The 12,897-nt window shown below is 73.1% G+C and carries 8 protein-coding genes; 7 read left to right on the top strand and 1 reads right to left on the bottom strand.

What is annotated here, in order from left to right; all coding sequences use genetic code 11:
* Window positions 1-76: 76 nt before the first annotated feature.
* Together RS86_RS17555 and RS86_RS17550 are read left to right on the top strand one after the other, a co-directional pair.
* Window positions 77-1,501, top strand: coding sequence for a purine-cytosine permease family protein (locus RS86_RS17555; RefSeq protein WP_200892832.1), 1,425 nt, complete (start codon window positions 77-79; stop codon window positions 1,499-1,501).
* A gap of 31 nt (window positions 1,502-1,532) precedes the next feature.
* Window positions 1,533-3,185 carry an amidohydrolase gene (locus RS86_RS17550; protein WP_045273525.1) on the top strand — a complete coding sequence of 551 codons (1,653 nt, stop codon included), beginning with the start codon at window positions 1,533-1,535 and terminating at the stop codon, window positions 3,183-3,185.
* 131 nt (window positions 3,186-3,316) lie between these two features.
* Here RS86_RS17550 and RS86_RS17545 read toward each other — a convergent pair whose 3' ends face one another.
* On the bottom strand, window positions 3,317-4,867 hold the full coding sequence (locus RS86_RS17545; protein WP_152642222.1) for a glycosyltransferase family 39 protein: 1,551 nt from the start codon (window positions 4,865-4,867) through the stop codon (window positions 3,317-3,319).
* 150 nt (window positions 4,868-5,017) lie between these two features.
* Between RS86_RS17545 and RS86_RS17540 the strand changes: the two genes are divergently transcribed.
* From RS86_RS17540 to RS86_RS17520, 5 genes are read left to right on the top strand one after another with little or no spacing between them, the layout of a single operon-like run.
* On the top strand, window positions 5,018-7,570 hold the full coding sequence (locus RS86_RS17540; protein WP_082076869.1) for a glycosyltransferase: 2,553 nt from the start codon (window positions 5,018-5,020) through the stop codon (window positions 7,568-7,570).
* A 24-nt stretch (window positions 7,571-7,594) separates the two neighbouring features.
* The gene (locus RS86_RS17535; protein WP_045273524.1) at window positions 7,595-8,893 is read left to right on the top strand and encodes a hypothetical protein; all 1,299 of its coding nucleotides are present in this window, start codon (window positions 7,595-7,597) and stop codon (window positions 8,891-8,893) included.
* Window positions 8,890-9,963, top strand: a complete 1,074-nt coding sequence (locus tag RS86_RS17530) for a hypothetical protein (RefSeq protein WP_045273523.1) — start codon at window positions 8,890-8,892, stop codon at window positions 9,961-9,963. Before RS86_RS17535 ends, RS86_RS17530 begins: the two co-directional genes overlap by 4 nt.
* A complete protein-coding gene (locus tag RS86_RS17525; protein WP_045273522.1) occupies window positions 9,960-11,594 on the top strand; it encodes a tetratricopeptide repeat protein in 1,635 nt (544 codons plus the stop codon). The genes RS86_RS17530 and RS86_RS17525 overlap by 4 nt, the downstream gene beginning before the upstream one ends.
* Window positions 11,584-12,840, top strand: a complete 1,257-nt coding sequence (locus RS86_RS17520) for a CHAT domain-containing protein (RefSeq protein ID WP_045273521.1) — start codon at window positions 11,584-11,586, stop codon at window positions 12,838-12,840. Before RS86_RS17525 ends, RS86_RS17520 begins: the two co-directional genes overlap by 11 nt.
* Window positions 12,841-12,897 lie beyond the last annotated feature (57 nt).

Raw genomic sequence — 12,897 nt, 5'->3', positions numbered from 1 at the left:
CGTGTCGAGCGCGAACAAGGATGTCGCGCACCCGACCTTTCGCCCTGGAGGATCCATGTCGCCGACGACACCCCCCGTGACCGATTCCACTCCCGCCCTGACCCACCCCGTGCCCACCGACAGCGCCGTGCGCGTGGAGACCCACGGCATCGACTACATCCCCGACGCCGAGCGCCACGGCCGCGCCCGCGACCTGTTCGCGGTGTGGGCGGCGCCCAATGTGAACTTCCTCGCCGTCGTCATCGGCGTCACCCTGATGCTGCTGGGACTCACCCTGTGGCAGGCGCTGATCGTGATCGTGATCGGCAACCTGTTCTCGATCATCACCGGCATCGTGGCCGCATCCGGCCCTGCCGCCGGCACGCCCAGCGAGGTGATCACGCGCGCCATGTACGGCATCACCGGGAACCGGTTCAACGTCGCGATCGCGGGCTGGCTGATCAGCGTCTGCTACCTCGCGATCAACTGGGCCGCGGCCACGACCGTCGCGGTCGGGCTGCTCGGCCGGCTCGGCGTCCCCTCGAACGGCTGGACGATCGCGATCAGCGCGATCGTGATCGCCGCCGCCACCATGGTGATCAGCGTCTACGGGCACGGCCTGATCATGCGCCTGTACCAGCCGCTCGCGATCCTGCTCGCGGTGATCTTCGCCGTGATGGCCGTGTTCGTCGTGGGTGGCGCGCGCTGGAGCTACACGCCGGCCGAACCGCTGCACGGCCTGGGACTCGTCGCGATGATGGCCGCGGGCGTCGCGCTGGTCGCGTCGGGGCCACTGTCCTACACGAACAGCGCCGACTTCGCGCGCTACCTCCCGGCGAGCACGCGCGTGCGCGACGTCGCCCTGTGGACCACGCTCGGCATGGTCATCCCCGGCGTGCTCGCCACGTTCGTCGGCGCCCTGGCCGCGAGCGCGGTGGACATGTCGGATCCGGAGGCCGGCCTGGAGAAGTTCCTGCCCGGCTGGTTCGCCCCGATCTTCCTCATCTCGGTGATCGTCGGCACGATCGCCAACAACGCCATGACCGCGTACAGCTCAGGCCTCGCCCTGCAGGCCATCGGGATCCGCCTTCCGCGCTCGCGCACCGTGCTGCTGGACGGCACGGTCGGCGTGCTGATGACCCTGTTCGCGCTCCTGGTGTGGAACTTCCTCGACAGCGTCTCGAGCGCCCTGCAGCTCGCGGTCACGATCCTCGCGCCGGTCATGGGCGTCTACCTCGCCGACATGCTGTGGCGGCGCAACCGCTACGACGGGTCCGCGCTCGCGGACGACAGCCGGGGCAGCCGGTTCTGGTTCACCGGGGGCGTGCACGTCGCCGGCGCGGTCGCGGTGCTCGCCGGCATCGGCGCGGCGTTGCTCTGCAGCGCGACGCTCGTCTACGTCGGCCCGGTCGCCGCGCCCCTCGGCGGGATCGACCTGTCGGTCCCCGTCGGACTGATCGTGCCGTTCGTCCTGTACCTCGCCCTGGTGCGGAGCTCCGCCCGCTCCCAGGCCTCGCTGTGACCCACGGATCCGGAAAGAAGGACCAGAACACATGACCTCCCACGACACGCACACCACCCATTACCGCGGCGGCGCGATCTTCACCTCCGACACGGATCCGTGGGCGCAGTCGCTCCTCGTCCGGGATGGACGCCTCGTCTTCGTCGGGGACACGGTCACCGCCGACGCCCTCGCGGCGGACACCGTGATCGAGCTCGACGGCGCGCTGGTGATCCCCGGCATCGTGGATGCCCACACGCACCTGGTCGGTCTCGGCGAATCGCTCGAACAGGTGGATCTGCACGACGCATCCGATCTCGCCGAGATCCAGAAGCGGGTCTCCGCCGCGGCCGCGGCCGATCCCGCCGCCCCGCGCATCCAGGGCCGCAGCTGGCTGTTCTCGAGCCTCGGCGGAAAGGCCCCGCACCGCGAGATGATCGATGCCGCGGTCGCCGACCGACCCGTGTACCTGCACGCGAACGACAACCACTCCGCATGGGTGAACTCCGCCGCCCTCGCAGAACTCGGCATCGACGACGAGACGCCGGATCCCCTCGGCGGCACGATCCAGCGCGACGCCGACGGGCACGCCACCGGCATGCTGCTCGAGAACGCGGTGTTCGCCTTCCTGCGCGAGCGGCTCGACGCCCTCACGAGCGACGACGACAGGGAGGCGCACTTCGAGGCCGCGCTGCGCACCTACCTCGACGCGGGTGTCACCGCCGCGGTCGACATGGCCCTCACCGAACCCGACCTGCGCGCGATACTCGCCGTGCAGGAGCGGCACGGCGGCTGGCTGCCGATGCACGTCGCCGCGCACTGGGCGGTGTACCGCACCGGGACCGCGGAGGGCGATGCGGCCGCCGTGGACCGGGCGATCGCGCTGCACCGCGCGCACACCGGACCCGGATTGCGGATCTCCGGCATCAAGCTCTTCGTCGACGGCGTGATCGACAGCTGCACGGCCGCGATGCACGCCCCCTTCGCCGACGGATCGCAGCCGGAGGCGCTCTGGGATCTGCCCTCGCTCACAGCCGTCGTCACCCGCGCCGATGCGGCGGGGCTGCAGATCGCCATGCACGCGATCGGCGACGCCGCCTCCGCGCTCGCCCTGGACGCGCTCGAGGCCGCGGTCGCCGCGAACGGCCCGCGCGCCGAGCGGCGCCACCGCATCGAGCACCTGGAGACCGTGGACCACGCGACCCCGCTGCGCCTGGCACGGCTCGGGGTCATCGCGTCGATGCAGCCCGTGCACTCCGATCCCGCGATCCAGGACAACTGGCGGGCGATGCTCGGCGACGACCGCGTCGAGCGCGGCTACCCCTGGGCCGAGTTCGCCGAGGCGGGCGCGACGCTCGCGCTCGGAACGGACGCCCCGACCGCGCCGTTCGACCCGCTGCCGAACCTGTTCATCGCCACGACCCGGCGCTCGGCGTTCGATCCTGCCCTGGCGGCGAACGTCCCCGGCAACGCGATGGCGATCGCCGACGCGGTGCGCCGCGCCACCCGCGACGCCGCCTTCGCATGCGGCTGGGAGGGCGAGCTCGGCGTGCTCCGCGCAGGGGCGGCGGCCGACTTCGTGGTCCTGGACGGGGATCCGTTCCGCGACGGACCGGAGGCGTTCCTCACCGCGCGGGTGCGCACGACGGTCGTCCGAGGGGTCGACCACGCCACGGCCTTCGCCTCCCTCCCCCAGGGTCGTTGAGTCTCCCCGGGGGTCGTGAGCGCCCTTCGTCTCGCTTCGCCCGCTCAGGGACCGCTCCGTGGATCGGTCCCTGAGCGAGGAGCGCAGCGACGAGACGAAGGGCGCTCGACCACCAGGGGCGGACCCGCCGATCACCGCTCGTAGAGCAGGATCACGCTCCCCGCACCGTCGACACGGCGGGTCTCGTGGTAGCCGAGCGACTGCAGCTGCCCGAGGCCCCAGGTGTCCTCGACGCCGTCGAACTTCAGCTCGACGACCCAGACGCGGTCGACGCCCTCGAAGCGCCCCATCCCGGACGCACGCGGGATCCCGTAGGTCTGGTCGTACCAGGTGTAGGACTTCTGGAACGGCGTCTTCAGCAGCAGGTCCGTGACGTTGCGGAACGCCGTCGGATCCGTCGCCTTGGCGAGCCGGGTGCGCTGGGACGGCCGGGCGCCGTCGTCGAACACGATGCCGTCCCCCGGGACGGCGTTCGCACTGATGAAGGCGGCGATGTCGTTCCAGTCCGACTGGTTCTTCGCGTACGGCCCGCGCTGCAGCGCCGCCACGGGCACCGCCGCGATCAGGACCGCGGCGACAGAGACAGCCGCGAGCGCCTTGCCCAGCCGCCGGCGCGGGAGCCGGGCGAGCCGGCGCACGCCGAGCGCCATCACGATCGCCACCGCAGGGGCCGAGAACGTGCCGTAGCGGGCGGTGTAGCCGGACACGAACGGGCTCGCGGCGATCAGGATCCCCATCGGCACGACCATCCAGCTCAGCGCGACGGTCTCCAGCCGCAGGCCCAGCCGGGTGCCGGAGCGGCGGACACGCGCCGCTTCCAGGGCGAAGAAGATCACGGCGACGAGGATCAGCGCCCAGGCGATGACGGCGAACCACCACTCCTGGAACCACATGTTGCGCAGCACGACCTCGGGCGTGATCGACTCGCGCACGGCGAGGAACGCGATCTGCCGACGCTGCATGTACCCGAACCAGGCCAGCGGAGAGGCGAGCACGAGCGCCACGGCGGTGCTCACCGCCGCCGCCCGCCAGCGCCTCCGCAGGGGCGGGCAGCACAGCACGATCACGACGATGGCCGGCACCATGAGGGCGACGTAGAGGAAGAGCCAGATCCCGACCGCGAGCACGGCCGTGTACGCGACCCAGCCGCCGAGAGCCCGGGAGTCACGGCGGGCGATCTCGATGAGGATCGCGCACAGCACCGCGGCGAGCGCCGCCGTCATCGCGTAGGAGCGGGCTTCCTCCCCTGCGAAGATCAGCCGCGGCAGGATCGCGGTGAAGACGCCGGCGAGCACCGCGAAGCGCAGTGATCCGAAGCGGCCGCACATCCACACGACCGCGGCGGCGCACACGCCCATCGCGAGGGCAGAGGGGAAGCGGATGGAGAAGGCGCTGGGCCCGAACACGTCGATCCACGCGTGCAGCCCGAAATAGTACAGCCCGTGCACCGCGTCGACGTAGCTCAGCATGTGCACGAGCGACGGCAGCGGCCGCGTCGCGGACATGAGGGTCGCAGCCTCATCGCCCCACAGCGAAGGGATCCAGGATCCGGCCGCGCTCGCGGCGACCGCGAACAGCCCGACGAGCGCCGCCCACAGCCCGAGCCGGCGAGGATCGGCGAGCCGCTCCGCCGCGTCAGGGGTCTCCTGGGCCGCCGCACGGTGCAGGGCCTGACTGGTCACGACGCCCGAGCGTAGCGTGTGCGTCTTGGCATCCCCTCCGAGGCCATCGCCGGGCGAGCCGCACCTCCCGGCGATGGCCGCGCCCGTCACCGGGCCGTCACCCACCGTTCTCCGAGTGTTCGCCCGGCATGCGCCTAATATCCTTGAAGCGTGTCTCTCTCCTCCTCCGCGCGGCGCCTCGGATCCTCCGCGCGGCGCCTCCGCTCCACCGCCCGACGCCTGAAGCGCGCCGTCGACGCGGAGCGCATCGCGTTCTGGCGCTCCCGACCCGTGCGGCCCGATCAGGTCCTCTACGAGTCCTTCGCCGGAAACGGCATGCTGTGCAACCCGGAGGCGATCTTCCGCCACCTGCTGACCGACCCCGCGTACGCCCGTCTGACGCACGTCTGGGCACTGGCCGACGACGACGCGATCGAGCGCTTCCGGGCCGAGTTCGCCGGCGACCGGCGGGTCTCGTTCGTGCGCCGCGGATCCGCCTCCTACCGCCAGGCGCTCGCGGTGAGCGGCTGGCTGATCAACAACGCGACGTTCCCGACCTGGTTCAGCAAGCGGGAGGGCCAGGTGTACCTGAACACCTGGCACGGCACGCCGCTCAAGCTCATGGGCTTCGACATGCCGTCGGGCGCCGTGCAGTCGGCCAACACGCTGCGCAACTTCCTGATGTCGGACTACCTCCTCGCGGCGAACCCGTTCATGGCAGAGACCATGTACGAGGGCGCCTACCGGCTCACCAACGTCTACCCCGGCACGCTCATCGAGGAGGGCTACCCCCGCATCGACCGGCAGCGCCTCGACGCCGCCGCCGAAGCGGCCGTGCGGGCGGAGCTGGAGGGCAGCGGCGTCGTGCTCGGCGACAAGCCGATCGTGCTGTTCGCACCCACCTGGCGCGGCACCTCGTTCGACGACCCTGAGGACAACATCGACGAGCTTGCCGCCCAGCTCGCGGCGCTGCAGGCCGGCGTCGGGGACGACCGCGTCGTCGTGCTGAAGACCCACCAGATCGTGCACGCGCACGCCTCGGCACGGCCGGAGCTCGCACGCACCCTCGCACCGAACTCGATCCCTTCGAACGTGCTGCTGGGAGCCTCGGCGGGCCTCGTCACCGACTACTCGTCGATCTTCTTCGACTACCTGGCGACGGGCCGTCCCATCGCGTTCTTCACTCCCGACGCCGACCTGTACTCGTCGGGCCGCGGAACCTACATGCCGCTCGACACGCTGCCGGGGCCGGTGGCGGACGACCCCGCAGAGACCGGCCGCGCCCTCGGGGCGCTCCTGGACGGCGCGGACCCGCATCCGCAGTACGCCTCCTGGGCCGAGCGTTTCGCCCCGTTCGAGGACGGCGGCGTGACGGCCCGCGTCATCGACATCGTCTTCGGCGGCGCCAGGGAGGGCTACCGCGCCCGCCCCACCGCGCACGACGGCCGCAAGCGCCTGCTCGTCTACCTCGGCGGCATGAAGCCGAACGGCATCACCACGAGCGCGCTCAACCTCCTCGGCGCGATCGATCACACCCGCTACGACGTCACCGCGCTGCTGCCGAGGAGGCGGCTCAGCACCGATCCGCTCACGCAGGCGCGGATCCCCGCCGAGGTGCGGCAGGTGTTCCGGGTCGGCGGAATGAACGGGTCGAAGGCCGTGCACCTGCGCCGGCGCATCGACGAATGGCGCGGCGCCCCGCGCACTCCGGGCGCGGAGCCCTGGCACGAGGAGCTGTGGACGGCGGAATGGATGCGCGTCTTCGGCGACGCCCGTTTCGACTGGGTCGCCGACTTCAGCGGTTACGGTCCCGTCTGGACCACGCTGCTGCTGCACGCCCCCGCCGTGAGCGAGGGCGGGCCGGATCCCGTGCGCGCGATCTGGATGCACAACGAGATGGCGTCCGACCGCGAGCGCACGGTGAACGGCAAGGCCAGCATGAAGCGCGGTCTCGGCGCCGTGTTCTCGATGTACTCCGAATACGACCAGCTGGTCTCCGTGTCGCACCAGCTCACCGAGCTGAACCGCATCGAGCTCGCCGAGTACGCGCCCGCGGACCGCTTCCGCACGGTGCGCAACTTCCCCGACGTGGAGCACGTCGTGCGCGGCGCCCGCCGGCCGCTGAGCGAGTTCTTCTCCGAGTCCGACGCCCAGTACGAGGCCGCCGACAGGGAGATCCCGCCCCGCCCGGCGTGGTACGAGGCGCTCCAGGCCGATGAGGGCGAACTGCGCTGGTTCGTCACGGTGGGCCGTCTCTCCCCCGAGAAGAACCACGCGCGCCTGATCCGGTCGTTCCTCGCCGTGCACCGCGCGCATCCCGAGGCGCGGCTGCTCATCGTCGGCGGAGGTCCGCTGCAGGACGAGCTGCAGCGGCAGATCGACGACGCGGGCCTGGACGACGCGGCGTTCCTCACCGGCCCGCAGCGGAACCCCTACGCGCTGCTCGCCGCCTCCGACTGCTTCGTGCTGTCCAGCCTCTACGAGGGGCAGCCGATGGTGCTCATCGAGGCGGCGATCTGCGGATTGCCGATCGTGTCCACCTCGTTCGGATCCGTCTACGGCGCGCTGCCCCAGGGCGCGATCCGCATCGTGAAGCAGGACGACGACGCGCTCGCGGCGGGGATGAGGGCGGTCCTCGACGGCGAGGTGCCTCCGGCCTCCCTCGACACGGATGCCTATCGCGCCGACGTGAAGGCCGAGTTCGAGGCGCTGCTGACCGACTGAGCGCGCGCTCGATAGGATCCCCGCATGACCGCCGACGCCCGACCGCCCGGTCCGCCGGTGCGCGGTCTGCCGCGCAGTCTCGTGATCGCGCGTGCGTGGGGAAGGCTCGACGGAGTCGGTCCTCTCACGAGTCCCACCGGCGTTCCGCTGGCCCGCACGACCAAGCTCCTGATCGACCCGCTGGTGATCCGGCCGTCCGCACGCCCGCATCTCGCGCATGCCGTGCTCTCGGACGAGTCCGCAGGCGAGCTGGAGGCGCTTCTCCTTGCCGCACGGTCGGATCTCGCGGCGACGGCCGCCTGGTTCACCGCTCTGAAGCGCGCACGCCGCCGTGCCGGGATCACCCGGGGCAACCCCCAGGATCTCTACTTCCAGCGGGCGTTCGAACTGGCCCGCCGCCATGGTTCCCCGGCGCACGACGCCGCAGTCATCGCCGCCGCCACGCTGGCCGAGGTGCACGACGACACCCGCCCCGGCATCGCCGACCTGCGCGCGCATCTGAGCGATCCCGCGGTCGCCGCACGAGTGGGGCAGGAGATCGCGGAAGCATGGGCGCGCAGGACGGTGCCGGAGGACGAGGTCGCGCACGATGCCCTGCGCCGGCTGCTGGACTCCTGCGCGAACGGTTCCGGGGCCGGGGATTTCGCCACCCTCGTCGCGTCCCGCAGCGGGTCCGCCGGCGCACCGCCGGCGGATCGTCCAGGGGCCGCCAGGGTGCTGGGACTGACAGCCAAGGAGCTCCCCCTGCCCCCGGAGCCGGGGACGAGCGCCACGAAGACCGCGATGCCACCGCCGTTCGACAGAACGCTGTTCGAACGGCTGTTCGCGTCGTTCGCGGCCGTCGCGGACAGCGGCGACGTCCTCGACGACGTCGTGCACGACGAGATCCGTCGTACCGCGGGCGCGTGGCAGCTCACCGAGGAGCGGAGCAGAGTCGTGCTGCTCGCCGCGGCCGAAGCGTCCGCCGTGCTCGCGGATCCCGCGTCGGAGACGGGATCCGCGCCCTCCCCCGCCGCACTCGTCGACCCGGGGCCGGCCGGGACGACCGACGCCGCCCGGCGCCTGCACGGACGATGGCGACGCGAGCCGTTCGTCCACCACGCACTGCGCCTCAAGGAGGACCCCGCCGCGGCGCGCGGTGTGCGCGAGGCCGTGCTGCGTCGTCTCTGGGTGCGGCTGCACGGACGCGAGCTGCGCGGCGGCGCGGTGCAGGCGGAGGATGTCTGGGCGCTGCTCGACGGCGCGCTGCGTTCCGTGATCCTGGACCGGCGCGGGATCGTGAAGACGTCGATCGGCCGCGACGCGCTCGAGGAGGCGGCATGATCCTGCACACGACCCGCACGTCGGAGGGTCTGCGGATCGGCCCGGTGCCGCCCGCGCACGCGCAGGCGGCGCTGCTCGAGACGGCGGGCGCGCTCCTGGTCTGGGACGCAGCCGATCCCGCCGGACCACCGACGGCGACCGTGTGGGATCCCGCCCTCGCCCTCGACGTCGCCTGGCAGGTCTACGGTCCCGACGCGGTTCCGGTGCTCCTGGAACGGACGGGATCCTTCGCGCCCGCTCCCGCTCCCGCGCTCGACCACGCTCGGCGCGCGGCGCTGGCGACCTGGGCGGCAGCGTGGTGGCCAGCCTCGTCGCTCGCGGGCATCCCGCCGCTCGATCCGCGGATCCTCGCCGTGGAGCGGGCGGATGCGCTCATCGCGGTGGAGCACGTGCTCGACGGCGATGAGCTGCTGCTCATGGCACTCGCCGACGGCCTGACCGCCGCGCGTGCGCTCCGGCTCGCGCCGGGGATCGACGCCGCCGTGCTTCCCGCGCTGGCCGCGCTCGAGGCCCGGGTCGAGGAGGCGGCCGCGGACCGCGGCATCACCGCGGGCAGCGCCGCGATGCCGGCACGCGAGGACTTCGCTCTCGCCGCCTCCGCGACCGCGCGCTCCGCCGCGGACGTGCTCGCGGAGGGCACGGAGCCGCTGGATCTCTCCGCGTTCGCGCCGGGCACGGTCGACGCCGCGGGATCGGCGCACTGGCAGGTGCGCTCCGCGGAATCCCACGTCGTGCTGGAGATCTCCGTCCCGCGTGCGCCGTCGACCTCCGCCGCGGATCCGGGCCCGCTCGACGCCGTGTTCGCGGGCGTCGCGCTGGCCCTCAGGCCCCAGCCCGGGCATTTCACGGGCAGCGTCGCCGCTCCCGCCACCATCCTGCTCACGCCTCCCGCCGCGCGCACGCTCGCTCTCGCCTCGCGCGGGTATCGCGGCCGCCGCGACGTGGACGCGGGAGCGCTCCTCGCCCTCGCCCGCGAGCGCCTCGGCCGCGCACGGGAGGCCGAGATCGGCGAGACGGGGATCCCGGATCAGGCCGTGCTCCTCGCCGAGCAGGAGGCCGCGAGGCGATGACGGGGACCGAGTCGACAGGCGGGAAAGGCGGATCCTTCGACGCCCGGGTCCTCGGCCTGCCCGGCTCCGGGAGCCTTCCGGCCCGATGGCAGCACGTCGAGCCGCTCTTCGCCGAGCTCGGCACCGCATACGGGTCCGGCGGTCCGATCGCGGCCGAGCCCGTCACCCGCCGCATCCTGGCGGCCACCGACGTGGCGGACGTCGACGCGGTGGGCCTCGACCTGCGCGGCCGAGCCCTGTCCAATCTCTCCGCGATCGCGGAAGCACGCGGGGACGCCCCTGCGGCGATCGACTTCGCCACGAGGGCGATCGCCGCCTGCACGGCCGCCGAGGCGGCGATCGGATCCGCCCGTCGCACCCCTGAGGTGCGTTTCGGGGCCGTGATCAATCGCGCGCAGACGCTCGCGCTGGTCGGCCGCTCGACGGAGGCGCTGCATGACCTCGAGGCGCTCGGCGCGGAGTTCGACCACGCGACGCCGCCGCTGCTGATCTTCGGACGTCACAACACGCTCGGCGGGATCCTGCTCGATCGGGAGCGCTTCGCCGACGCCGAGGTCGCCTTCCGGGCCGCCCTGAGCACGGCGCTGGCGCACGAACCGCGTCTCGCCTCGTACGCGTACTCCGGCCTCGCCGCGCTCGCCCACCGGACCGGGGACCCGCGTCTCGCCGCCGAGCAGCTGCAGATTGCGCGGCAGCTCCAGGCGACCGGTCCGATCGCCGCGGCGCGCACGGAGGAGAACCTCGCGCGGCTGCTGCTCGACCGCGGCGAGGTCGATGCCGCCGAAGAGCGCTTCCTCGCGGCGGAGGAGGGCTACCGGCACGGCGGCGACCCTCGTTCCGCCGCGGTGTCCCGGCTCGGGCGCGCCGCCGTGCTGCTCGCCCGGGGCAAGCTGGCCGCCGCACGCCGGCTCGTCGAACAGGTGCGTGCGGAGGTCCTCGCGCAGGGCGACGTGTGGGCGCAGTTCCAGGCGGAACTGCTGCTCGGCGACACCCTCGTCGCGCAATGGCGCTTCCCCGCCGCTGATGCCGCCTACCGGAGGGCACGCGCGGTCTGCGCATCGACCGGCGCCCTGCACGAGGCCGCACGGGTCGACGTGCGCCGGGCTGTCGCAGCGCTCACGGCCGCCGAGCGCTCGCTGTTCCCCGCGGAGAAGCAGCGCATGCGGCGCGCCGCACTCGATCTCGCGCTGCCCGCCGCTCTCGCGACGGACGCGCTGCGCGGGCGATTCGCGGCAGGACCGATGCGGGAGCGGTGGATCCGCACGGTCTCGACGGTCGCCTTCGAGGTCGCTCTGCAGAGCATCAGCGCGCTCGCCGAGACCCGCCTCGCCGTAGAGGTGATCGAGTTCCTCTGCTCCTCGCCTTCTCTCGACGCCTTCGCGCCCTCCTCATCGGCCTCGGAGCGCGCACCGGAGAACGACCGCGTCCGCTTCGCCGTCCTCGAAGCGCCGTACGCCCTGGCCGCATCCGGGGAGGCCGGTACCGTCTCCCCGAGCGCCGCGGGCGGAGGAGCACCGCCGCCGTTCGTGCGGGCGCTGCCCGGCGACGAGTCGTTCCGGGTCTGGATCGCCGAATCCGAACGTCGCTACGGGGTCGCCATCCGCTCCGCGGAGGCCGTCGATGCCTGGTGAACGCGGGGGCGCGGGAGATGTCGCCGAAGGCGCGCCGGACCACCCGCGCGTGCAGCTCAAGTACGCCGACGTCGGCGATCTCTACGTCACGTGGCGGTGGGAGCATGCGCCGGAGCGGCCGCGCGCCTACGCGATCCCCCGCGCCGCGGTGCAGCCCGCGCTCGACCGGCTGGACGAGTCGGTGCCCTCGCCCCGGCCCGGCGAGAGCGTCTCCGCCGCTCTCGACCGAGCTTTCCGCGGACCACTCGCCGATCCGGACCGCGAACGTGGACTGTCCGCGGAGCTGGCGGGGGCGCTGCTGCCCGCCCCGCTCGCCGCGGAGCTGAACGCGCTGCTCGAGCGCGGCCGGCGCCCGCATCTGCGCATCCAGGGCTCGCCCTCGCTCGGCCGGGTCCCCTGGGAAGCGCTGCTCGTCGACGAGAACCGGCGGATGGTGCACGAGGCCGAGGTGTCTCTGCTCGTGCCGGCCGGCGTGCGCAACGCTCCGTCGCGGCGCGTCTCCGCCTGGGATCCGCACGGTCCGGTCGTCGCGGTGCTGGATCCTCCCGTGCCGGGAGGGATGCTCGCCCCGGTGCTCGGGCCGGCGGGCACCGGGGCGGGACTCGACGCGCTGCAGGAGCGGCTCGGATCCCGGGCCCGCGGCGCCGAGCCCCTCCTCGGCGGCGCGATCGACCGGGTGCGCCTGCGTGCGCTGCTCGCCGATGCATCCCGCTTCCTCTACGTCGGGCACGTGTCGTCGTCCGACCACGGTCTGGACGTGCGCATGCATCTCTCGGACGGCCCGGCCCACACCGGCCGCGCCGCGCTGCTCGGCGCCCATCGCCCGCTCACCGCCGCCGACATCGCCTTCGGAGCGCCGGAGGACGACACCGACGGCGGCTGGCTGATTCCGGCCCGCGTCGCGCTGATGGCCTGCGACTCCGGCGGAGACGCCGGTTTCGCGGAGCCCACGGCGCTCGTCGCGGCGCTGGTCCGCGGTGGCGCGGAGCACGTCACCGCCGCACGGTGGACGCTGCCCACCGACGCGGGGTTCGCACGAGCCGCCGGTGAGCACGCCCCGGCCTTCAGCGCGGCCATCGACGCGGTGGACGCGGCCCAGGAGAGCGCGGATCCGGTCGCGGCGCTCAACGCCTGGCAGCGCGCCTGCGCCGAGACCTGGGCGCGCTCCGGCGCCGTCGAGCACTCGCCGCTGATGTGGGCGGCGATCTCCGCGACCTGGTCTCCGCCGCCGCGTCACGATCCCTGATCCCGGAAACCTGTGATCGGGAGCGCTCGTCCTCCGGCAACCTGGGTGCATCCACAC

The sequence above is a fragment of the Microbacterium azadirachtae genome (assembly GCF_000956505.1).
In the GTDB taxonomy this organism is placed as follows: domain Bacteria; phylum Actinomycetota; class Actinomycetes; order Actinomycetales; family Microbacteriaceae; genus Microbacterium; species Microbacterium azadirachtae_A.
This window is presented reverse-complemented; position numbering and strand designations above follow the sequence as displayed.